This window comes from Paenibacillus illinoisensis NBRC 15959 (assembly GCF_004000925.1).
In the GTDB taxonomy this organism is placed as follows: Bacteria; Bacillota; Bacilli; order Paenibacillales; family Paenibacillaceae; genus Paenibacillus; species Paenibacillus illinoisensis.
This window is the reverse complement of sequence record NZ_BIME01000015.1, coordinates 78,938-102,311: the sequence shown is the minus strand read 5'-3', so window position 1 is coordinate 102,311 and position 23,374 is coordinate 78,938. Positions and strand designations below refer to the sequence as shown.

Here is a 23,374-nt window from a genome sequence, read left to right as displayed (position 1 = left end):
AAGGGGCGGCATATGCTGCCTCTTTCTTGATTTTAACAGCGGTCCTTGCTACAATTAAGGTCTGGCTAGGGTACCTGGGCATCATCGGGTGCGCGGCTATAGAGCATTGGTACCGGCTTATTTTACGGAGAAGGAGTGAGGACATGGGCAAGAATGATGGACAGAGTAAAGTGCTTGCACAGAATAAAAAGGCTTCCCATGACTACTTCATTGAAGATACGTATGAAGCGGGCATGGTGCTTACCGGAACGGAGATCAAATCTCTTCGTAACGGCCGTGCGAATATTGGAGATGCGTTTGCCACGATTCGCAACGGTGAAATTCACATTCATAATATGCATATTAGTCCTTTTGAACAAGGGAACCGACATAATCCGCTTGATCCGACGCGTACACGCAAGCTGCTGCTGCACAAATCTCAGATTAACAAGCTGCTTGGATTGTCGAAGCAGGAAGGATACAGTATTGTGCCGCTGAAGATTTATGTGCGTAATGGATATGCGAAATTGCTGCTTGGCCTGGGTAAAGGTAAGAAGCAGTATGATAAACGTGAGTCTGCTGCGAAGCGGGATGCACAGCGTGATATTCAACGGGCACTGCGTGAGAAGCAGAAGATTGCTCGCTGATTGGAAGTGCTTCAGCTTCGCAGGAGGCTGTCATAAGTTTAATTTAGATGCGAAGTAAATGAGGATCTCAAGTTTGGCCCGGGATCGGGCGGAGCTTGGGATTTTTATTATTTTACGTGGGTGCTGCTGTTAGGATGTTTGGGAAGAGCCTTGAGAAGGTAAACCTGCAAGCACAGGATGCATAAGATAGAGTTAGGTGTGAAGTTGCTGAGCGAACGGATTCAGTTGATGCATTAAATGTAGCTGCTCTCTGCGTAGTCTGTACCAATTGTGGGTAAAATAAAGGAAGTAAAGTTGTTCGCAACCTCTTGCTGGTAAACTTTACTTCGTCCGAGGGACGCGGTATAATATGTAGACGATTGAGCCTCAGATGGTGCATTGGTTAATTTTGCACTGATGCTCAGCATGCTGGTATGACTTCCAGTAATCTGTACTATATCTGCATTCGGTCCTGTGATATGATTATTCATGTAGCAGACAGGAATGCCGAGTTTGAAAGAGCATCTTTTTACCTTGGAGGAAAAAGATGTGCAGCACCTTTGCTCCGTATTCACGGATTAATCCTGGAGCCCTTCTTATATGAGGGGGCGTTTATGGATTCGACGGGGATAGTTCGAGCATGGGTAGCGGGTAGTGGGGACGCGTCCGCTTCATCAACGCTAAAGCCTATTAAACGGCAAACAACAAAACAACTACGCTTTCGCAGCCTAAGAAACTGTGTGCGTGCTTCTAACCTGCATCGCCCATGTGACAGGATTAGGGGCTAACAAGTAGTGGGATACGCTGTCACATCTCCGCCTGGGGTGTGCTGAAGAAGACAATCAGGCTGACCCAACGTATAGCCGGTTACGGGGCGATACTCGGGTGACATCAAAACTGTGACTACACCCGTAGAAGCTTATGTGTCGTTATCTTCGGACAGGGGTTCGACTCCCCTCGCCTCCATTAGAGCGAAACAAGAAAGCCATCAACCAGTTGTTCTGGTTGGTGGTTTTTTTATTATATATTATATTAACCGAAAATGAATGAAAAGGTGGATGAATTCAAGATGTTTGTAGATCGAAAGCAACTCCAAGAAATACTAAAAAAGGCTACTCAACATGCACGGAAGCAAGCCAAGGAATCAGGAGCGTCCATTTATTATATTAAGAATAACAGACGTATACGTGAAGACGCAGAGGGAAATAAATTTGAAATTATTTTTGATTCAACAGGAGAAAGGAAGGAATTTGATTACCATGAGTGATACAAAGCCAATCATGACGATCCTAAGTGAGCAAGTAGAGAATCACGACAGGATTAAGGGAATTTAAAAAGTTCCCTAGAATGTACTAAGGAACTAATTTTTCATAAATCCTTGATAACCTCTACATATCGATCAAACTCGGTTTGACTCATTTGGTCACTCATCTGCAACAGGATATTATCTTGAGCATAGGCATGCGAATTAGGCATAAGCGTTGATTTTCCAGGTTCCTCGTAATAATCCTTCAGCTTCTCAAGCTCCGTTTTATCCTCAAACAAGAATAGATACCCACCCTCACCTTCACCTAAAGCCGGCACCAGAATGGGCTTCACATCTTTAAAACCTAAGTTAGCTAATCCATGTTCCTCACTGATAGACTCCGTTGGAGATTCAATCTCAAGTCCAGCCTCTCGGAACTTGGTGACAATATCATCAAGAGTAATCGCAGACTCACTCTCATTCGAAGAGCAGGCAGTAGTTAAGCTTAGAATGAGGCCCAATAACAAAACCAAACCAATATATTTCCTCAGGTCAATCACCCTCCTATAAAAATATGAAGTAAGTATAGTCTACCATAACTGGATTTTATTATTTAGAAAATGGACTGCATATATCTATATCTACTCTAGATTCTTAACTCCGACAAACTAGCATACCTTTTACATGTGCCTCTTAACTTGAATTTTGCTTCGCACAGAAGAGTCATTTATAATGAAAAGCTAAACTAGACTGCGTTAGGAGGAAACAATGGATTTTATCAAAAAACAACTAGACGGAACGGGTATGAGTGAACAAACCATTGGCATTCTTTCAAACATCATCATGGTTATTTTTATTGCGGTGATCTCCATCCTGGCGAATTATATTGCCAAAAAAATCGTGCTGAAGACGATTCATCATATCGTCAATAACAATCGGTACAAATGGGGCCATATCTTTGTGGAGAAAAAGCTGTTCCACAAGCTGTCGCATCTCGTACCGGCCATTATTATCTATTATTCTGCTTATGTCTTTCCATCCTATCAGGCCCTGATTGAGAAGGCTGCAATGACGTACATGATTGTGGTGACGATCACTGTATTTAATGCGCTGCTCAATGTGTTTGATGACATATATCGTTCCTATGAAGTATCCAAGATCAGGCCAATCAAAGGGTATATCCAGGTCGCCAAGATTATTCTTTTCATCATCGGGGGCATTATCGTCATTTCGAGCCTTATTGGTCAGAATCCGTTGATTATTCTCAGTGGGCTTGGTGCGTTATCAGCGGTGCTGATGCTGGTCTTCAAGGACTCCATCCTGGGCCTCGTGGCAGGCGTTCAATTATCCTCGAATGACATGGTGCGTGTTGGTGATTGGATTGAAATGCCGAAGTATAATGCAGACGGTGATGTCATTGACATTACACTCAATACGGTTAAGGTAAGAAATTTTGATAAAACGATCACGATGATTCCGAGTTATGCCCTGATATCGGACTCGTTCAGAAACTGGCGAGGCATGCAGGTATCCGGCGGCAGAAGGATTAAGCGAAGCGTCTATATTGATACAAGCAGTATCACCTTTTGCACCGAGGACATGATTGATGAATTCCGGAAGATTCACTACCTTACCGACTATATCGCTACGCGAATCAATGAAATTAACGAGTACAATATGGAGCATCAGATTAATACGGAGAGCAAAGTAAACGGCAGACAGCTAACGAATGTGGGGGTATTCCGGGAATACATCCATCAGTATCTGAAAAATCATCCGAAGATTCATCAGGATATGACGTTGATCGTGAGACAGCTAGCACCGGGAGACAACGGACTTCCGCTCGAGATCTATGCATTCAGCAATGATATCACCTGGGGAGTGTATGAATCGGTGCAGGCCGATATCTTTGACCACATCTTTGCTGTGGCGCCGACGTTTGGTCTTCGTGCTTTCCAAAACCCAACGGGTCACGATATCGTTCAGCTTAAGGAAAGCCCGCAATTTTCACGCGGCTATTAAAGTATGATTACCAGAGGATACTGAGTTCAGCTCATATGCATTAATGAAGGCCTGCACGTCTGGAAAGAATTGATTCAATCGTGCATGGAGGGGTAGAATAAACGAGAGGGACTAACTAATTTTCCGTTCGTTTTGTATACCTTTTTAGCAAAGGAGAGTCTTCAGATGAATCATCAAATTCCGGAATATACGTTGAATGATGGCTTGAAAGTACCGGCAATTGGGTTTGGTACCTATAGCTTAAAAGGTGCAGAAGGTGTTAAATCCATCGTATCTGCGCTGGATGTAGGTTACCGTTTGATTGATACGGCCTATAACTATGAGAACGAGGCGACAGTCGGAAAGGCCATCAAGCAGAGCTCTGTTGCGAGAGAAGAACTGCTGGTCTCTTCCAAACTGCCTGGGCGTTATCACGATTATAATAAGGCAATCGTAGCCATCGAGGAATCGTTATACAGGGCAGACCTGGATTACTATGACCTATATCTCATTCACTGGCCGAATCCGAAGCAGGATAAGTATGTTGAAGCCTGGCAGGCACTCATTGAGGCGAAGAAACGTGGATATATCCGCTCCATCGGAGTTAGCAACTTCCTGCCTGAACATAATGAGCGTCTGATTAAAGAGACTGGGGTAGCCCCAAGTCTGAACCAGATCGAGCTGCATCCGTTTTTTGACCAAGCCGAGCAGCGGAAGAAGGATTCGGAGCATGGTATTGTCAATGAATCCTGGAGTCCTATTGGCCGTGGTAATGATGCCGTGCAGGATGTGGTGAAGGATGAGAAGATCCTCCGCATAGCAGAAGCTCATGGCAAAACAGGAACACAGGTCATTTTGCGCTGGCATACCCAACTGGGTTCCATTCCAATTCCGAAAGCAGGCTCCCTTCAACACCAGAAGGAGAACATCGATATCTTCGATTTTGAGCTGAGCGAGCAGGAGATGGAAGTGATCTCGTCATTCAATCGTCAAGATGGACGGTTATGGGGACAGGACCCGAGCGAATACGAAGAGTTTTAAAGTAAATAATGAAACCGTACTATTCACCATAAGGGTGAGAAAAACGAGTATGTAGGATACGTCGCCTCCCATCTGCAGAGATGTAGATAGGAGGCTTTTTGTTGTGTTTTTATTTGAAAAGAAGAATTGAATTATCAACCCATCAGCACTTTTTAAGCTTCTAACGTGAGTCCTAACCTACTCCACCAATTTTTCAGACCTTTGAACCATATCCCGTAAAACACGAGCCACTCTGCTTTTCCTGCCTGCTGCTCTTCGCTGTATTTTAGCTAATGATTTTTTGTATGCCTCTGCATCAGATTGGAGTAAGAACTGCTTGGCTGCAATTCGTAGTGTCCTTTTTAACAATCGTGCGGAAGAACGTGTTGTTCTGGACCGGAACCCTCTGCGCAAGATCCTCAGTGTATTTTTGTAGGTTTCGAGGTCAGCGGATGGAGGCACAACGCAAAATAAATTCAGTGCGGAATCATTGAAGCCATAGGTTTCCAACATGATTCGCAGATTCTCCGTATTGAGCACATCCCCCCGGAAGTGGGTTGGGTGCTCCTGATGATAGCCTACGACCTCTTTGATGCAATAGAAAGGCACTTTCAAACGGTGCAGCCTGTAGCCCAAATCCCAGTCTTCAAGCCCATAAAGTACATACCTTTCGTTAAAACCCCCTACTCGATTCAACAGACTACGCCGGACGGATACACACCGAGTAACAAATACCATCCAGGGTGCTACATCTGTGCTTGCAAATTGTTTGATGACACCTGGCGGCATTTTGGATGGGAAAACCACTCGTGACAAAGCATCTGTATGATGAATGATATCTGCGGGTGTTACCAACGGGATAATTTCATTCACAGCTTCTAGTTCGGGACGCCATGAGTTTGAAGCTGCGAGGACGGCATGACAATGTTCTTTCTCTTCTGGGGAAAAGTCCGGATAGTAGTGGGTATATGAACCATCGAAAGAATGCGGAAAGCCAGAAACCACGGCTCTGGGATTTTTACGATGATACTGCCGCACGGTTCGAATAAACTCGGGTAGTGCCAGAAAGTCAGCATCGCAAAAGATAACGTACAACCCTTTGGCATGCTGGAGCCCCAAATTACGGATCGCAGATCTGCCGCGCTGTTCTGTTTGGGATACATAGGTCAATGAATATGAAGCACGATAAGCTTCAACCAGTTCTTTCGTTCCATCCGTTGAACCATCATCAGCGACGATAACTTCAAAAAGATGTTTTGGGTAGGTCTGCGCCTCAAAAGCCGCCAGTGTAAGCGGTAACTGATGGGCCCGGTTATAGGTTGCAATAATGATACTGTAGCGGATCGTCATGCTAATTTCCCCCTTAAGTTTGTTGATGTTTTTTATGGATAGCCGAACAGGTCAAAGAATTGATATTAGTGTATTCCTGGATTCTGGCGGGGACTGGTCAAACACCCTAAGGTTTCGGAAACAGGCTTGGTCGATGGCAATATTAATCTAGATGCTTCAACCTAGACGGATTAAAGGAGATAATCAGCTTTCATTTGGATCGGACAGTTCATTCCTCGAATATGATCTTGATCTTTTGCCTGCATGTGCAAATCCTGCGCCGGATAAGGGAATATCAAATTTTGGATATCTCGGCAAGAATGGAGGATAGCCATAATAGCGGTCAGGCATTACCTTTATGAAGAGAGCAGCTCCACATCAAGGGTCAGACATCTTACACGAACACATGGGGGGACGTGAAGCGATGAAACGGTCATGGAGAAAGCGGCTGGCGATTGGAATCTGTCTGATGATGGGATTCACTATTCTGGCAGGCTGCACAGGGGACAATGGAAACGCGGGTGGAGCAGAGGGAGATGGCCCTACACCAATATCGATCTGGATGTCGATGAACACGAATGCTTCCATTACGCTCAAGAGTATGAATGAAATCACGGCGATTAAGGAATGGGAGAAGAAGACCAACACCAAAATCGAATTCCAGCATCCTGCGGTGGGTGCCGAGACCGAACAGTTCAATGTCATGATTGCCTCGAATCAGCTACCTGATGCCATGTTTGTCAATGGAGATTACGCCAAGCTGTTCAATGATGGTACCATCATTCGTCTTAACGAGCTCATTGATGAATACGCTCCCAATTTGAAAAAGATTTTGGATGAGAATCCCGAAGTCGCTAAACAGTTAAAAGCAGACAACGGCGATATCTATGCGATTCCGCATCTACGTCTGGGGGAATACAAAACCTTCGGCGGTACATTCATTCGTCAGGATTGGCTCGATGAGCTAAAGCTGGAGAAACCGGAAACGCTGGAAGAATGGGAAACCGTACTTAAAGCGTTCAAAGAGAAAAAAGGCGTGTCCGCGCCCCTGTTGTTTGGTGCACCGCCTAAAATGACAACGATGGGACCCGCAGCACCGACCTATCTGGAGGCCTACGGGATAACCAACAATATATTTATGAAAGATGGCAAAGTGGTCTACGGACCAATCGAGCCGGAATACAAGGAATTCCTGACGATGTTCCATCGCTGGTATCAGGAAGGGCTGATCGATCCCGATTTTGCCACCAATGACCAAAAAACATTTGACGCCAAAATTTTGAGTGGTCAGGCAGGTGCCTTTTTCACCTTCATCGGTGGAGGTGTAGGCCGCTACCTTCCCGCTCTGCAGGAAACCGACCCGAACGCCAATCTGACGGCTGTCCAATATCCGGTGCAGAATAAGGGCGATGAACCGATGTTTACCGGACGTTCCTGGGAGTGGAGCAGTAGCGGCGTCGTGATCACCAATAGCAACAAATATCCGGAGGAAACAGTCAAAGCACTTGATTACTTCTTCAGTGAAGAAGGGCATATGCTGAAAAATTTCGGTGTGGAAGGCCTCACGTATACGATGAAGGACGGTTACCCGACCTATACCGATGAGATTTTAAAAAATCCGGATGGATTGTCGGTTGCCCAGGCGATGGCCAAACATTTTATTGCGAACTATCCCTTCGTGGGTGAAGATGACGACCGGTACAATGAGCAGTATTATCAGCTCCAGCAGCAGAAGGATGCCGCCATTCTCTTCTCCAAATACAGCGAGAATACACTGAAGGTGGGCCTTCCTCCAACCAGTCTGACAACAGAAGAATCCACGGAATACAGCAAGATCATGAGCGATATTGGAACGTACCGGGATGAAATGTTCGTCAAGTTTGTGATCGGGGTCGAGCCGATTGAGAACTTTGACAAGTACGTCGATCAGATCAACAAGTTTAACGTCGACCGGGCAGTTGAAATTCAGCAGGCTGCTCTGGACCGCTATAATGCCAGATAACGAAGAAGCTGTCCGTGGGGAAGCCCACTTTTTACCTCACGGATGCTCTCCTTCGAATTGATAAGGAAGGGGATGGAAAAGGTGTCGCACAAGCTTTCCTTGTTATGGCTTAATTACAAAAAGAATAAAGCGATCTATTGGATGGCTCTTCCCGTTGTTTTGTATTTTCTCATCTTCAAATATCTGCCGATGTATGGAGCGATCATTGCATTCAAGGATTATTCGGTTGGCAAAGGCATATGGGGCAGTGATTGGGTGGGACTGCAGCATTTCCGGGACTTCTTTCAGAGTTACTATTTCTGGCGGATTTTGAAAAACACCCTGGTGCTGAGCTTCTATCAACTGTTGTTTGGATTCCCAGCACCGATTCTTCTTGCCCTTCTTCTCAATGAGCTTCGCAACGAAATATTTAAGCGTACCGTGCAGACCGTCTCCTACATTCCACACTTTATTTCCATCGTGGTCATCTGCGGCATGATTGTGGATTTCTCATCCCGGGATGGACTGTTTAACACCATTATTGAATACTTTGGCGGCCAGAGCAGTGCGCTTCTCAGTGATCCGGCCAATTTCCGTACCATGTATACCGCTTCATCCATCTGGCAGGAGCTTGGCTTCTCCAGCATCATTTATCTGGCTGCACTTAGTGGAATCAATCCCGAGCTGTATGATGCTGCGAATGTGGACGGGGCAAGTCGCCTTCGCCAAGTCTGGCATATTACGTTGCCCGGCATCATTCCGATGATTCTTATTCTGCTGATTCTCCGTATTGGCGGATTGATGGAGATCGGTTTCGAAAAAATCATTCTGCTATACAACCCGAACGTATATGACACGGCGGATGTCATCTCGACATTTGTGTACCGTAAAGGGATTAGCGAAAGTGCCGAATTCAGCTATACAACCGCGGTAGGCTTATTCCAATCCGTCATTAACTTTACACTGCTCATTGGTGCCAATCGCCTGTCCAAGGCGATATCCAATACCAAGCTATTCTAGTCAGGAATGAGGTGAAGGAGGGGAGTTCAGATGAGAATAAAACGATCACTCGGGGAGCGGCTGTTTGGTGGTGCCAACGCCATTCTGATGACGGGCCTGATTATTGTGACCTTGTATCCGCTGCTGCATGTACTGAACGCATCATTCAGTGATTCCGGTCAGCTAATGGCCCACAGAGGTCTGCTGCTCTTTCCGAAAGGACTGACCCTGGAGAGCTATAAGCTCGTGCTCAGCAACCCGAACATTTTGTCCGGGTACCGAAACACCATATTCATCGTCGTGGTGGGTACGGCACTGAATCTGCTGTTCACCATTCTGGGAGCGTATACCTTGTCTCGCAAAAGCTTCATGCTTCGCAACCCGATCATGCTGGCGATCGTGTTTACGATGTTTTTTAACGGGGGCATTATTCCGTCCTATCTGTTGATCAACAACACGCTTCATATGGGGAACAGCCTGTGGGCTCTGATTATACCTGGGCTGATCAGCAGTTATAATCTCATTATTATGCGGACTTCGTTTCAGGAAATCTCTGAAAGCCTGCTGGAATCGGCCCGCATGGACGGTGCGGGAGAGATGTTGATCCTCTGGCGGATCGTAGTACCGTTGTCCATGCCGGTGATCGCAGTGATGATTCTCTTTTATGGAGTTAGCCATTGGAATTCTTGGTTTGGTGCAATTCTGTACATCCGGGATCGAAATCTGTTTCCCCTTCAGCTGGTACTGCGCGAAATCCTCATCCAAAATAGTACGGACTCCATGACGACAGGGGCATCAGCGGTGGACAAAGAGGCGATCGGGGAAAGTGTGAAATATGCAACGGTCATGGTTGCCACGCTTCCTATTTTGTTTATCTATCCTTTTCTGCAGAAATACTTTGTCAAAGGTGTTATGATCGGAGCAATCAAGGAATAAATCAGTCGTAGGCCATGCCAAACCACCATGTGAGGAGGAGACTCATGAAGAAGAAAAGCATCCTGTTGTCCTGGAGCATTTCTTACATGGTCATTCTGCTCATCCCGATTGTGATCGGTGCAGCTGTATTTGCCGAGTCTCGCATCTTGCTTGAGGAAGAAGTGAATCGCTCCAACATGGTGCTGCTCTCTCAGGTGCAGGAGACGATCGATAACCAGATTGGGGATATTGGCAGCATCAGCAATCAACTCATGGCCGATTCCCAGTTAACGAGCTTCATTAATCATGCGTCTGAACAGGATGGCCGGTGGCGGTTAATGGGACTGGAGCTAATCAAAAATCTGAAGTCTACACGCGTCGGAAACGGTCTAATTAGCGAACTATATATTTATATTAAGGACGCCGACGTTGCCTTGTCCTCTTCTTCCCTTATTCAGAAGACCTATCTGTATGACATGTTCTACAAAGGCACGGATGTAACCGAGGAGGCGTGGACCGGACTTATGCACGATACCGACACCAGCAGGTTCAGGAAAATGGCGATTCGGAGTGAGGATCGGCGCATTGAAGATACACTTGTCTACCTGCAGCCGTTCCCCATCCAGAGTGCTGCGGACAGTCCTGCAACCTTCGTGGTCAATCTTGACCCGAATCGGTTCCAACAGGCGATTGATAATGTCCGTTTGGAAAAAGAGAGCACGGTATTCATCCTGGATGATGAGGGGAACACGTTGTTTTCCACAGGAGGTTTTGAAACCCCTTTCAAAATAAATGAAGATCTGAATTCCGGGCAAGATTCAGGAGTCAGCACCGAGACGATCGATTGGAACGGTGAATCCGTCACCATGTCCCAGATCTCTTCCAAGGTCCAGGATTGGAATTATGTATCGATTATACCTACCCGGATCTATGCCAAGAAACTAACGGTCATTCGCAATATTACGATTGGAGGCGTGGCAGCTGGACTTCTGCTGGGCGGGGTAGCGGCCTGGTGGTTCACCAGGAGGAACTATCGTCCGCTGGGACGGATCATGAACATTATCTCCGATAAGGTCAAATGGAAACTGGAGCAGCCGGACGATGAATATGGCATTCTGCAATCCGTGCTGGTCCGTGCCTGGGAAGAGCAGGATCAATTCGCGAGCAGGCTCAAGGACCAGCAAAACGTTGTAAGGAGCAATTTGCTCGCCAAGCTGATGAAGGGCAGGGTTCAGGCAGGTGAAGAATTTGCTTCAACGCTGGAACGGCTTGGTATTCACTTCGAGACTCCATCGTTTGCCGTACTGCTCCTTCACATTGAGAATGTGGATGGGTTGTTCCGGACAAAAGTACGCGAGCAGGACCAGGAGGAGAAAGAACAATTTGTGCAGCTCATTCTGACCAATGTGCTGGAGGAAATTATAGGCCCCATTGGCCAGGTGTTTTCGGCAGATATTGATGGACGGATCGCATTTCTCATCAACATTCGGGCAGATGAGGAGAATACCGGATACCGGCTGATCAGCGCCATTGAGGAGGCCCAGCGTTTTATCGGATCACGGTTTTGCGTGTACTTTTCGGTGGGGGTAAGCGATGTTCATCACGGCATTGCAGCGATTGGAGACAGTTTTCGGGAATCGGAAGAGGCACTGGAATATCGGCTGATATTGGGGATCGGACAAATCATTGACCAAAACCGGATTCGCAGGCCGAAGGAGGAATTATATTATCCTCTCGATCTGGAGAGACAGCTCATTAATTATATCGCGACAGGCAATTATGCCCGTTCAACCGAAGTGATGAACGAAATTCTCATGACCAATTTTACAGGAGAGCCCTTGTCTGTTGAACTGGCACGCTGCCTGATGTTTGAGTTAATCGGTACCATTCTGAAAGCCACGGAACAGATCAAGTCAGATGACCAGAACGAGATGACGCATCGTAATGATCTGATTCGGCAATTGTTTGCATGCGAGACGTTTGAGGAGATTGAAGCCGAGCTGCTGCGAATCCTGGAGACCGTCTGTCAGATGGTGAATGAACGCAAGCGCTCCCGCAACGAAGAGCTGAAAGATCAGCTGATCGAATTCATTGTAGAGAACTATGCAGACGTCAATCTGGGTTTGACCCATTTGTCAGAACGCTTTCGCTTCCATCCAACCTATGTCTCCAAGTACTTTAAGGAGCAGACTGGAATCAACGTGATCGATTACATCAACCAATATCGCATCGAACAATCCAAGAAAATTCTGCAGGCAGAGGAAGGGACCATTCAGGACGTATCCGAGCGCGTAGGGTTTCTCAACAGCAATTCATTCATTCGTGTCTTTAAAAAGTATGAGGGCATTACGCCTGGTCAATATAAGCAAAATAGCAGACTTGTCCAACATGAAGGATGAAGAAAATAGATTCATAGAGGAGGACTTGTTCCATGTGGAAAAATGCCATTGATGATGCACTCCAAGTCACGAGAAGCAACATTGACCGATTTGGGGGGCGATTTCCCCATGTAAGTAACGGGGATGAGCATTATGTGCTGAATGATAATACGGAGTGGACGGCTGGTTTCTGGTCAGGAATCCTTTGGTTATGCTCGGAATACACGCAGGACCCGCTGTATCGCGAGGCAGCTGTTAAGACCGTTGATAACTTTCGGGGGCGCATGGAACGGAAGAGCATTTTTGACCATCATGACATAGGTTTTCTCTACTCGTTGTCCTCCAAGGCCCAATGGATCGTGGAACGTGACCCTGCTGCACGTGACCTCACGCTGGAGGCTGCAGATATGTTGATGAAGCGCTGGCGTGAAGAGTCAGGGCTGATCCAGGCTTGGGGACGCAAGGGCGATGTGAACAACGGAGGTCGTATTATTATCGATTGCCTGCTTAATCTTCCATTATTGTTATGGGCGTATGAACAGACCCATAACGAAGAATATCGGCGCGTCGCCAAGCTCCATGCGGAGAAAAGCCGGCGTTTTCTGGTTCGTGGAGACGATTCCAGCTATCATACCTTTTATTTTGATCAGGCTACTGGCGAAGCCATTCGTGGAGGGACCCATCAGGGCTATAATGATGGCTCAACATGGACCCGCGGTCAGGCATGGGGGATATATGGCTTTGCGTTATGCAGCCGATATCTGCAAAATGCAGAGATGTTCGAGACAGCGAGGCGTCTAGCCCGTTACTTTATTACTCATGTGCCTGAGGATCATGTAGCCTATTGGGATTTCGATGCACCACAGACCTCCGAAACAAAGCGCGACAGCTCTGCATCCGCTATTGCTGCGTGCGGGATTCTGGAGATCGCCGAGAGATTGGATCCAACCGATCCTGAGCGTCAGTTCTTCCTGGACGCGGTGCAGAATTCAATGGCGTCCCTGGTACAGAATTACTCCACTCACGGGTCCGAAACCGAAGAAGGCTTACTCAAGCATGGTTCCTACTCCGTAAGAGGTGGGGATTCACCGGATGACTATGTCATCTGGGGCGATTATTTCTATCTCGAGGCATTGATGCGTTTGGAACGAGGCATTCCTGGATATTGGTATGACCGGAGATCGAATGGTAGGCAATAATGCAGCAGGGTGTACAAAAGAAAAAGCAGCGATTCTTCCCGACTGGGGAGAGTCGCTGCTTTATTTTGCTTCAATAGTTAAATACGTTTGAATACGTTCGGTTACATTTACATTTTTGGAGCAAGCTCAATGGCAGAGCGAATGGCTGCCAGCATGCTTTTATCATCGGCGATGTTTTTACCAGCGATATCAAAGGCCGTACCGTGGTCAACGGAAGTGCGGATGATGCCGCCTTTTAAGCCAACGGTGATGTTCACGCCTTCTTCGATGCCCATAACTTTAATCGGAGCATGTCCCTGATCGTGGTAGCAAGCAACTACGATATCGAAGTCACCGCGACCTGCACGGAAGAACAATGTATCCGCAGGGAGAGGACCAACCACATTAATGCCTTCCTGCTGCGCGCGCTCAATACCTGGCTGCAGTTTCTCTTCTTCTTCACCATTGCCGAACAATCCGTTCTCGCCGGCGTGCGGATTAATGCCGCATACAGCTACACGTGGATTTTCGAAGCCTGCTTTTTTGAGTGTATCGTGTGCAAGCTTAACTACCGTGTAGGTTCTTTCCGGGTTGATGCTGGCGATCGCATCGATCAAGCCCATGTGTGTTGTCAGGTGAATAACCCGCAGGTTGGGTGTCGTCAGCATCATGGAGAAATCCTTTGTATCGGTCAGGTCAGCCAGAATTTCAGTATGTCCTGGATACAGATGTCCACCTTGATGCAGAGCTTCCTTGTTCAGAGGAGCAGTGCAGATGGAGTTGATCTGCTGTTTTTTGGCTAGATCAATAGACTTGGCCAGGAATTGAAAGGCTGCGTCTCCCGCTACGGCAGATACTTTTCCATATTCGAGATCGGCAGGAACCAGATCCAGATCAATGACATCCACTGTGCCGAATTCATACTTGGCTTCCGAAGGCTCCTGAATAGCGTTGACTTTCAAGCTTGATCCAATAACGGGCAGAACGCGTTCCAATATTTTTGCATCACCAATAACGAGTGGGTTGCAGTTGTCGTAGACCTCCTGATGGCCTAGTGCCTTCATAATAATCTCGGGTCCGATACCTGCTGCATCGCCCATTGTAATTCCAACTGTGGGTTTCATACTGGAATCCCTCCTTTTAATTTTTCAATCGCATGGATGAAGACTTCTGGTGTGCCGAAGCCTCCTGCTTTGGTAATGACATGTAAGCCTTCTATTCCGATAAACTTGGATATTGGAACACCAATCTCAAGTTCGTCCAGCAGCTCGAAGCCGCTAATATTCCACTTCATGCAAATTTGCTTGGCAGTGTCTCCACCGGTCATGGATACACCCTTGAAATTGCCTTCTTCAAGCAATCTGGCACAAATCTCGCCCATAGCCCGCACAATTTCGTTGCTGACCTCGGTATGATCCAGACCGCGGGCTTCACCCGTGGCACGTGCTAGTTCAATATCAACCTGCTCTGCCGTGGAATACAAGACAACGTCATGGCCTTCAAGAGACTTGGTTTTTACTTCTTTATACACACGCTCCATTTCCTCTGTGCGATCTGATGCAGCGGATACGGCTTTGAAGGAGTGGAATGCAACAGAGGAAACGCTGGTCTGTCCCAGCAGTTTCTTCAACTGAGCACGTGAGTTTTTGTTTACACTGCCTACGACAGTTAGAATGGGTCCAGAGTTTCCCGGTATAGTCAGTTCCGTTGATTTACCCTCCAGACTGTAGTGCCCGGGAAGATAATTGGCAATTCCTGCAGAGCCTGCCCATGCAAAGGTGTACTCCAGTGCGCTGGTCATTTGCAAAATTTGCTCCAGATGCAGTTCCTCCGTCGAATCCACAAGCACGTATGGGATGCCGTTTTCTTTAAACTGGGTTAACTTCTTCTGTATATGGTCTTTGCCTGCTTCCAGATCGGATACGCTAATTTCGCCGATTTCATATTTCGTCTGTAGTTTCAGCAGTTCCGGAAGGTACGAAACAGTTACAGGTGTTTTTGGATCGTTTGAGATCTCAGTGTCTGCCAGTGGAATTCCGTTCAGGTAATGTACTCCACTTTGGATCGTACGATTGTTTTTCGGATAACCTGGTGCGATCATCATGAAATCCGGTTTAATCACGTCGTACAAAGCATCAATCTCAATTCCGATGTTACCACGCATAGTAGAATCCATTTTTTTAAAAATGGTATCGAATCCGTTTCTCGTCAGAAACTCCGCTGCGTTACGAACACGCTGATAAGCTTCATCCGAGGCAATGGAACGGCTGTCCGTGTCGAAAACAACAGCATCGTAATGACGAATGTTATTCTCGTCCATGTCGAATAGTACACTGGTTTTCAAGCCATGACGGGCAAGCTGGACCCCGCTGTCATTGGCACCAGTCAGATCATCTGCAATAATGGCTAATTTCATGCTGTTCTCGCCTCCTTGAGCAAAAAAAGTGAATTCATGTCCGGTCGTAATAGGGCTACATCCATTTATGTGGTCGGTCTTTGATTGTATTTCTCGACGCCGCCTGATTTCTCCAGCCGTTTAGAGAGGAAACCAATGAAGATCGGCAATAGAATAGCGGTGGTTACGACACTTGCTGCAATTTGTACGGTAGCAATTTCAGCAATTGGGGCAAAAGAAGCATTCGCAGCCACGATGGCAGCAGGTGTACCTACAGCGTTACCCGCTGTGGAACCTTCCGAAGCTCCGACAATGGGATTCCAGCCAATGGCTTTGAAGAGCAGGTAGCCAACGCCGCCAGTGATCAATACTGTAATTACACCGAGCATGATGCCGCTTAGTCCACCTTGAATGATAGACGAGAAGTTGATTCCCATACCGAGTGAAAAGGCGAAGAATGGAACGAGCTTGTCACTGCCTTTGTGCAGCCATTCAGCCAAGCTGCGATCCAGGTTACCAATAACCACACCGACGATCAGGGGAAGCAGTACCGCTACAAAAGCCATCGGGGAGAACATGCCATTGGCGAAGCCCATCGCACCGAAAATAGAGAGTGCAACCATGGTAAGAAAAGGTCCGTCGCTGAGCGCGAGGAATGGATAAGCAGCCTTGTCATCCTCTTTGCCGTATTGTCCGGCCAGTGCGATGTACAGCCCGCCGTTGGAATTCGTCATCGCAGCAATAATGGCAAGTGGTGCCAGACCAAGGAATAATCCATTGGAATCCGCGAAGAAAATGGCGATCAAACCTAATATTGCACCAACAGCCCACTTGAACACAAGCAGTGTAATACCTTTACCGACAGATGAACCGGCTGTCTTGAACGTAATTTGTGTTCCGGCAATCAGGAGGAACAAAGCGATCAGCGTGCTTGAACTGTTAACGAACAGGGCTTCGGTAAATCCGCCAATCCGCAAGGCATTGGGGAAGAAAGTGTTAATCGTTGCACCAAGTAACAGCGGGACAACCATCATACCGCCAGGAATACGATCTAATGTCGCTTTAATGTTCATAGTAGTAGCTCCTTATTTAAGTAATCGTTTTTATGAAGCGCTTGCAGGGACTATCTTAACGCAGATTGTTTATTTTAGCAACAATAATTTGCTGTAAATTTTAAGTAATCACTAAAGTGTTTAATAATGCAACACATTGAGCAATAAAAAAAGCACAAACTTAAAGATTATTCTTTAAGTTTGCGCCAAAGTGTGGCCCGGTTAATCCCCAGGCGATCTGCAGCCTTGGATTGATTATTGTTTTCTTCCTGCAGAACGTGCTGAATAATTTCCTTCTCGATCTCTTTCAGCGTACCATTCAACCTCATCGTGTTCGTTGCAGAATGCTGATTCAGCAGGCGGGACAACGTATCTGTCGAGATCACATAATCCTGCTCATTCAGGGCAGCCTGTTTGATAAGATGCTTCAGCTGGCTGACTGTCATCTGTGGAACCTGCTCCCGGATTAACTGCAGTGCATCCTCTTTGATCTTCACCGCAGCGGTTCCATACTTATGATAATAGTCGGTAAGGAACTGCTGGATCAGTGGAGCCAGATCCTCCAGCCTGTCCGCAAGACTTGGCATCATCATGGTACTGAGCTCGATATCAAGGGTCCAATACGGATTCAGGGGCTCTTCTCCCAGAATGAATACACCAATCTGCCTGTTTAGACAGGTTTGAATGAAGGAGGTCACCTCTTCATCATAGAGTCGTTGTTCGATATGATTCAGCTCCACGTTGCGAACCTTGGAGAGCGGTATTTTATGCAAATGACCGGCAGGTACCTGTGACAGGTCTATTTGCAGCAGCAGTCCACCGCCTGAGTACATCTGATGCATGTGTTTTACGAGAAATGATTTGCCTGAATCCGCATGTCCGAGCAGATATATGGGTTCGTGATTTTCATATAAAGCCTGAATGTTCTTCAACATCACCTGCATGGCTGGCGATTCAGCAACAATGGGCTCGATGGATATATCCGTGTAGGTGGTTATGCCGAATTGTGCAAACTGGTAGGGCTGTCCTTTTTCAAGTGTGTAGACTTTATAACCCTTATGATTCAGTGTCGTTTCATGGGCCGTTACTGTCAGCTGATAATCGTCCACCATGAACATATGTTGAACCTGGGATTGCTCAAACTCCAGATTGGTGTTAATCAAATGAATGTAATTATCCGTCAGTGGGTTCTGTTCGAAGTCTGTCAGGTTCTCAAATACAATATCATTCCGGTCATCTAAAATAAGCAGATTGGGGTGTTCCTGTGTGACCAGGTTATTCAAAATGACTGAAATGGCTTGGTTCTTGCTCAGATAGCGAAATACCAGCTGGGCATCTTCAAGCGCACGCAGAATGGCTTCCTTGCCAGACTGGATCAGTAACCCTTCGAGCCCATAGGTTCTGGCGGTATCTACGGTGATAACGTCCCCGACAATCTGACGGTACCCGGATGCTTTCAGCTCCAGCAGCAGCCTGGCGACATCTTCGGAACTGCGAATCGTGTATACCTTGAGGGGCAGGTCCATCAAATCAATAATGGACTGTGCACCTGATGTGATATTTGAAAAGCCAACGATGGCCGTTTTGCCGTTAAACTGGCTGGCCAGAGTCAAGGAACGAATCATGTCATATCCCGAGAGCTGTACATCAATGACGGGAATGGTGACGGCTTCCTTGATTAACTGTGCAGTACCCCCACGGCTTATGATGATTTCGGCCCCGTTTCGTTCGGCTTGTGAAGCCAGTTCGGCCCCCTTCGCCAAGTCGCCCACATCGCATTGAATCGATAATTGAGGAAACTGGGGAATGCATTCTTGTATGATGGTAGTCATGGATTCGTAAGGAGCAATGATATGAACTCGTGTACGCATAATGTTCCTGCCTTTTATAGAAATCTCATTTCATGGTTCCCTTATTATAGCCAACTTACGAGAGATTGGCATCTTTGCTCTAGAAGCTTTAGGTGCAAGGTCACAGAGGAGGGATAAGCCATGCTGTTTGCTGCACTACGACCTTGTGATAATTATCACGGAAGTTCGGAATCCATTTTTTCAAAATGAATACATAGCATCAACGATGGAAAGGGAAGAAAGGAGCGTCATGCGATGCCAGCATTTCGTGAAGCGGTAGAGCAGGATCAGATTATTCAATGCGTGGTTAATGAGTTTACGTGCAGAGTGCTCTGGAGCGAAGGTCGTCCATGTCTGGAGTATCAGCACGAAGAGGATCTGAAGCATATTACGGCATATGTTGAGGCAAACTTTGGTGTAGAACTGCTGGATGTATTCTTTACCGCGGTAGAGAGTCTTCCCGCCTGATCCGGATAGCCATACCATTAAAAATGGATAGTGCAGCTTAAGAGCAACCATCAGCAGGAGCTGATGGTTTTTCATTTGGGAAATAACTTCCCAATCCGTGTAATGAAACCTCGTTCTTGGAATTCATGTATTATAGGGTATATGTAAACTTTTCGGAGGAGGAACACAGGAATGGGAATCTTATCGAGGTTTAGGGACGTGATGAAGGCCAATGTGAACAGCTTGCTGGCTCGGGCGGAAGATCCGGAGAAGACCGTGAATGAATATATGCGGAGTCTAAGCAGTGATCTGGGACAGGTAAAGGCAGAGACGGCGGCCGTTCTGTCGGAGGAGAGCAGGGCGAAGCGAGCTGTGGACGAATGCAGTGCTGAGATGAAGAAATTGCAGCGGTATGCAGAGAAGTCGGCAGAATCAGGCGATGAAGATCAGGCCCGGAGTTTTCTGGAGAAGAAAGTGAAGCAGACAGAGAAATGGAACGAATTACAGGCAGCGTATGAACGTGCCTCCGCGAAAGTCAAAATGATGAAGCATATGAATGAGAAATTGGTAGCAGATCTGGGACAATTGGAAGCCAGACATACCGAGCTGAAAGGCAGAATGGCAGAGGCGAAAGCCCAGCAGCAGGCCAATGAACGGAATGCTTCAGTAGGAAAAGCAAACGCGGCTTTTCAGGCGATGGAAGAGAAGGCCAATCAGGCTTTGAATGAAGCAGAAGCACTTGCCGAGCTCCGGGCAGGGAAGCAGGAAGATGATCTGGATGAACTTATTGCGCAGCTGGAGAGAGAAATGAACGCGGAAGCGGGTAATAGTGACAATAAAGCTCCGAGTGCGGAGGAAGAACTCGCAGCAATTCAGGAGAAGCTGAAGAATAATTAGGATTTATACGATTATATTTCGTTAATATTGAGGTGAGCAGATGCCAGTTATTGAATACAAGTGTCCCAACTGTGGCAGTGGTATGGTTTTTGACAGCGCGACAGGTTCATTATCCTGCCCGAGCTGTGGACGACAGGACAACATTGAGCAAATCCCTGATCCGCTCAAGAAACAGGTGTTCACGGAAAATGAAGTGAAGCAATATCACTGTAACAGCTGCGGCGCGGATATCGTCACGGAACCGGAGACGAGTGCAACCACGTGCAGCTTCTGCGGAGCGGCAGTTGTGCTGAGCGATCGGCTGACGGGTGATCTGGCACCCGTCATGGTTATTCCGTTTTCTATCAGCAAGGAGCAGGCGAAGCAGGCATTCAAAAAGTGGTGCCGGAACGGCCTGCTGACCCCGAGCGGATTCATGAGTGCAGACCGGATTCAGAATATTACCGGAATGTATGTGCCGTTCTGGTTATATGAGCTACATAACAAAATCGAAGTTCACGGCCGCGGAACCAAGGTGAGAACCTACACGCAAGGCGACTACCATTATACGGAGACACAGCATTTTGATATTTACCGGAAAATCCGGCTCAACTATGTGAATCTGCCCATTGACGCTTCGGAGAAAATGAAGGATGAGCTGATGGATAAGCTGGAGCCGTTTCCCTATAATCAGCTGAAAGAGTTCAAGACCCCGTATCTTGCGGGATACATTGCAGAGAAATACAGCTACACCGATGAAGAGTTATATCCGCGGGCCAAGGAGAAGACCCGATCTTATATTGATTCATATATTGCTTCAACCGTATCCGGATATAACAGTGTAAGTTACACGGACAAACAAATTGATACGACACTAAAAAATGCAGACTATGTGCTGCTTCCCGTATGGATGGTCTATTATGACTTCAATCGTGCCCAATATACCTTTGCCATGAATGGCCAGACGGGAAAAGTGGTCGGCAAACCGCCCATTAGCAAAGCCAAAGTGGCCGGATGGTTCGCCGGCGTTTCCGCCGTGTCCTTATTGTCCTTGAAACTGATCTCCTGGATGATGGGAGGTGGGTTCCTGTGAAACAGGTCAAACAGCTTGCAATGGTGACCACGCTGGTAATGATGGTGTTTGGTCTGGCCTTCTCCTTTTGGACTGTTCAGACTGCCTCGGCAGCCGAGAGTAAAAATCTCATCCATGATGAGGCCAATCTGCTGAGTGAGCAGGAGAAAAGTGAATTGAACGCACTGGCGAATGAGTATGGAGCCGAGAGGCAGACGGATTTTATTATATTTACTTCCAATAATGAAGAGCACAAAAATGAAGAATTGCTAACGGAGGATTTCTACGACGAGCGAGCGCCCGGTTACGATAAGGCCCACGGAAACACGGTCATTTTGACACTTGATATGTACAATCGAAAAATGTATTTGGCTGGCTTTTACAAAGGAGAAGAATATATCGACAACGGGAGGGCTGACAAAATTACAGCCAAAATAGCCCCGGATGTAACGGACGGGAATTATAGACTGGCCTTTGAGAAGTATCTGGACCTGTCCTATGAATACATGGGAATTAAACCGGGTGTGAATCCGGATAACATTCTATTCAAAACCTGGTTTCAGCTCGCTGCATCCGTGGCTATCGGAGGAATCGTAGTTGGGGTGATGGCCTACCGTTCAGGAGGAAGAGTCACCGTCAATCGAGTAACATATGAGGATTCCGGTTCCTCCAGTGTAATTGATCGTCAGGATCGGTATATCCGCACAACGGTCACCAAACAAAAAATAGAAAGAAACAATAACAACGGAGGCGGAGGCGGAGGCGGCGGTGGTGGAGGTACCACCCGAGGCGGCCACTCACATAGCGGAAGCAGCAGATCGTTTTAACATTTGTTTTAGTACAACATAGAAGGGATGGGAACGAGTATGGGATTTTTCAAAAATCAATTTTCGAATGTAGTGGAATGGGAAGAATTCAGAGATGACATGATTTTCTGGAAGTGGAGCAACCGGGAGATCAAGAAGGGCAGTAAGCTGATTATCCGTTCGGGTCAGGATGCGATCTTTTTGAACAACGGAAAGGTTGAGGGAATCTTTGAAGATGAAGGCTCATTTAATATTGATTCCGAGATCATTCCGTTTCTGTCTACATTAAAAGGGTTTAAATTCGGGTTCAACAGCGGCATGCGGGTCGAAGTGCTGTTTGTGAATACAAAGGAATTTACCGTTCGGTGGGGAACGCAAAGCCCTGTACTGATTCCGACACCTCAGCTTCCGGGCGGAATGCCGATTCGGGCCAACGGTACGTTCAACTTCAAGGTGAGTGACTACGTCACGCTCATTGATAAAATTGCTGGCATCAAGCAGAGCTATCTGGTCGAGGATGTCAAAATCCGCATGACTTCTGTACTGGATCAGCTGCTTATGAAGTGGATTAGCCGTGAGGGCAAGGATATGTTTAACCTGCAGGCGAACGCATCGGAGATTGCAAAAGGCATACAGGAAGACCTGGATATGCAAATGATGGACATCGGGATTGGCATTACCGGATTCCAAGTGATGAGTTTCAATTACCCGCAAGAGATTCAGGACATGATCACGAAGACCGCTTCGCATGAGATGATCGGTAATCTGCAGAAATACCAGCAGGTTAGCATGACGGATGGCATCGCATCCGGCAAGGTGAAAGGTGGCGGCGCAGCATCGGATATGGCGGGCATGATGATGGGTATGAATATGGCTAACGAAATGATGAAGAACATGAACCAGAATCAAGGCCAGAATCAAAATAATAATAACAACAGTTCAGGCCAAAATACGGATCAACCATCCGCGCCCAAGGAAGGATCTTCTTCCGAGGGGGCCAAGAAGCCGAACTTCTGTCCGAACTGTGGTGCCAAAAATGAAGGAGCCAACTTCTGTCCCAACTGTGGTCAAAAGCTGGTTTAACATAACGGAATTGAAGAAGGGCTCACATCGGAGTGAAAACTCTGTATGGAGCCTTTTTTTCTTTTGCTATTTCATTTTGATAAAAGTGTTGACAATACCTCAAAAATGATTTATCTTTAATTTAAGATATTTAATTCAAAG

21 protein-coding genes and 1 other RNA gene are annotated in these 23,374 nt (G+C 46.8%); 15 read left to right on the top strand and 7 right to left on the bottom strand.

What is annotated here, in order from left to right; translation table 11 throughout:
• Window positions 1-143: 143 nt before the first annotated feature.
• Window positions 144-626 (top strand): SsrA-binding protein SmpB, encoded by a 483-nt coding sequence (gene smpB / locus PIL01S_RS26465; RefSeq protein WP_095293038.1) that lies wholly within the window; start codon window positions 144-146, stop codon window positions 624-626.
• 233 nt (window positions 627-859) lie between these two features.
• On the opposite strand, the gene PIL01S_RS29630 is transcribed toward smpB, so the two are convergent.
• The gene (locus tag PIL01S_RS29630) at window positions 860-1,033 is read right to left on the bottom strand and encodes a hypothetical protein (RefSeq protein WP_164764356.1); all 174 of its coding nucleotides are present in this window, start codon (window positions 1,031-1,033) and stop codon (window positions 860-862) included.
• A 176-nt stretch (window positions 1,034-1,209) separates the two neighbouring features.
• Here PIL01S_RS29630 and ssrA point away from each other — a divergent pair.
• Both ssrA and PIL01S_RS26455 read left to right on the top strand, forming a co-directional pair.
• Window positions 1,210-1,574, top strand: a transfer-messenger RNA (tmRNA) gene (ssrA, locus tag PIL01S_RS26460).
• Window positions 1,575-1,674: 100 nt separating this feature from the next.
• Window positions 1,675-1,872, top strand: coding sequence for a hypothetical protein (locus PIL01S_RS26455; protein WP_127540593.1), 198 nt, complete (start codon window positions 1,675-1,677; stop codon window positions 1,870-1,872).
• A 101-nt stretch (window positions 1,873-1,973) separates the two neighbouring features.
• On the opposite strand, the gene PIL01S_RS26450 is transcribed toward PIL01S_RS26455, so the two are convergent.
• Window positions 1,974-2,411: an uL10 family ribosomal protein gene (locus PIL01S_RS26450; RefSeq protein ID WP_127540590.1), complete on the bottom strand. Its 438-nt coding sequence runs from the start codon at window positions 2,409-2,411 to the stop codon at window positions 1,974-1,976.
• A gap of 208 nt (window positions 2,412-2,619) precedes the next feature.
• Between PIL01S_RS26450 and PIL01S_RS26445 the strand changes: the two genes are divergently transcribed.
• Both PIL01S_RS26445 and PIL01S_RS26440 read left to right on the top strand, forming a co-directional pair.
• A complete protein-coding gene (locus PIL01S_RS26445) occupies window positions 2,620-3,873 on the top strand; it encodes a mechanosensitive ion channel family protein (protein ID WP_127540588.1) in 1,254 nt (417 codons plus the stop codon).
• A gap of 165 nt (window positions 3,874-4,038) precedes the next feature.
• On the top strand, window positions 4,039-4,893 hold the full coding sequence (locus tag PIL01S_RS26440) for an aldo/keto reductase (RefSeq protein ID WP_127540586.1): 855 nt from the start codon (window positions 4,039-4,041) through the stop codon (window positions 4,891-4,893).
• A 177-nt stretch (window positions 4,894-5,070) separates the two neighbouring features.
• Here the strand turns inward: PIL01S_RS26440 and PIL01S_RS26435 are convergent, their stop codons facing one another.
• Window positions 5,071-6,222, bottom strand: a complete 1,152-nt coding sequence (locus tag PIL01S_RS26435; protein WP_127540584.1) for a glycosyltransferase family 2 protein — start codon at window positions 6,220-6,222, stop codon at window positions 5,071-5,073.
• A 403-nt stretch (window positions 6,223-6,625) separates the two neighbouring features.
• Here PIL01S_RS26435 and PIL01S_RS26430 point away from each other — a divergent pair, with 403 nt between their 5' ends.
• The 5 genes from PIL01S_RS26430 to PIL01S_RS26410 all read left to right on the top strand — a co-directional run bounded on the left by PIL01S_RS26430 (window position 6,626) and on the right by PIL01S_RS26410 (window position 13,673).
• Window positions 6,626-8,203: an extracellular solute-binding protein gene (locus tag PIL01S_RS26430; protein WP_164764355.1), complete on the top strand. Its 1,578-nt coding sequence runs from the start codon at window positions 6,626-6,628 to the stop codon at window positions 8,201-8,203.
• A gap of 72 nt (window positions 8,204-8,275) precedes the next feature.
• Window positions 8,276-9,202, top strand: coding sequence for an ABC transporter permease (locus tag PIL01S_RS26425; RefSeq protein ID WP_227779990.1), 927 nt, complete (start codon window positions 8,276-8,278; stop codon window positions 9,200-9,202).
• A 30-nt stretch (window positions 9,203-9,232) separates the two neighbouring features.
• A complete protein-coding gene (locus tag PIL01S_RS26420; RefSeq protein ID WP_095362018.1) occupies window positions 9,233-10,117 on the top strand; it encodes a carbohydrate ABC transporter permease in 885 nt (294 codons plus the stop codon).
• Window positions 10,118-10,161: 44 nt separating this feature from the next.
• Window positions 10,162-12,495 carry a helix-turn-helix domain-containing protein gene (locus PIL01S_RS26415; RefSeq protein WP_164764354.1) on the top strand — a complete coding sequence of 778 codons (2,334 nt, stop codon included), beginning with the start codon at window positions 10,162-10,164 and terminating at the stop codon, window positions 12,493-12,495.
• 32 nt (window positions 12,496-12,527) lie between these two features.
• On the top strand, window positions 12,528-13,673 hold the full coding sequence (locus PIL01S_RS26410) for a glycoside hydrolase family 88 protein (RefSeq protein ID WP_127540576.1): 1,146 nt from the start codon (window positions 12,528-12,530) through the stop codon (window positions 13,671-13,673).
• 107 nt (window positions 13,674-13,780) lie between these two features.
• Here PIL01S_RS26410 and pdxA read toward each other — a convergent pair whose 3' ends face one another.
• From pdxA to PIL01S_RS26390, 4 genes are all read right to left on the bottom strand, one after another.
• Window positions 13,781-14,776, bottom strand: coding sequence for a 4-hydroxythreonine-4-phosphate dehydrogenase PdxA (gene pdxA, locus PIL01S_RS26405; RefSeq protein ID WP_127540573.1), 996 nt, complete (start codon window positions 14,774-14,776; stop codon window positions 13,781-13,783).
• Window positions 14,773-16,068, bottom strand: coding sequence for a four-carbon acid sugar kinase family protein (locus tag PIL01S_RS26400; protein WP_127540571.1), 1,296 nt, complete (start codon window positions 16,066-16,068; stop codon window positions 14,773-14,775). Before PIL01S_RS26400 ends, pdxA begins: the two co-directional genes overlap by 4 nt.
• 65 nt (window positions 16,069-16,133) lie before the next feature.
• On the bottom strand, window positions 16,134-17,120 hold the full coding sequence (locus PIL01S_RS26395; RefSeq protein ID WP_095293059.1) for a 2-keto-3-deoxygluconate permease: 987 nt from the start codon (window positions 17,118-17,120) through the stop codon (window positions 16,134-16,136).
• A 167-nt stretch (window positions 17,121-17,287) separates the two neighbouring features.
• Complete coding sequence (locus PIL01S_RS26390) at window positions 17,288-18,970, bottom strand: sigma-54-dependent Fis family transcriptional regulator (RefSeq protein ID WP_127540569.1); 1,683 nt, start codon at window positions 18,968-18,970, stop codon at window positions 17,288-17,290.
• A gap of 234 nt (window positions 18,971-19,204) precedes the next feature.
• Here PIL01S_RS26390 and PIL01S_RS26385 point away from each other — a divergent pair, with 234 nt between their 5' ends.
• From PIL01S_RS26385 to PIL01S_RS26365, 5 genes are all read left to right on the top strand, one after another.
• Complete coding sequence (locus tag PIL01S_RS26385; protein ID WP_127540567.1) at window positions 19,205-19,417, top strand: hypothetical protein; 213 nt, start codon at window positions 19,205-19,207, stop codon at window positions 19,415-19,417.
• A gap of 171 nt (window positions 19,418-19,588) precedes the next feature.
• Window positions 19,589-20,293, top strand: a complete 705-nt coding sequence (locus tag PIL01S_RS26380) for a PspA/IM30 family protein (RefSeq protein ID WP_127540564.1) — start codon at window positions 19,589-19,591, stop codon at window positions 20,291-20,293.
• Between the two features lie 40 nt (window positions 20,294-20,333).
• A complete protein-coding gene (locus tag PIL01S_RS26375; RefSeq protein WP_127540562.1) occupies window positions 20,334-21,365 on the top strand; it encodes a TFIIB-type zinc ribbon-containing protein in 1,032 nt (343 codons plus the stop codon).
• Between the two features lie 38 nt (window positions 21,366-21,403).
• Window positions 21,404-22,171 (top strand): TPM domain-containing protein, encoded by a 768-nt coding sequence (locus tag PIL01S_RS26370; RefSeq protein WP_371860013.1) that lies wholly within the window; start codon window positions 21,404-21,406, stop codon window positions 22,169-22,171.
• A gap of 39 nt (window positions 22,172-22,210) precedes the next feature.
• Window positions 22,211-23,233 (top strand): SPFH domain-containing protein, encoded by a 1,023-nt coding sequence (locus PIL01S_RS26365; RefSeq protein ID WP_095362009.1) that lies wholly within the window; start codon window positions 22,211-22,213, stop codon window positions 23,231-23,233.
• Window positions 23,234-23,374: the final 141 nt, after the last annotated feature.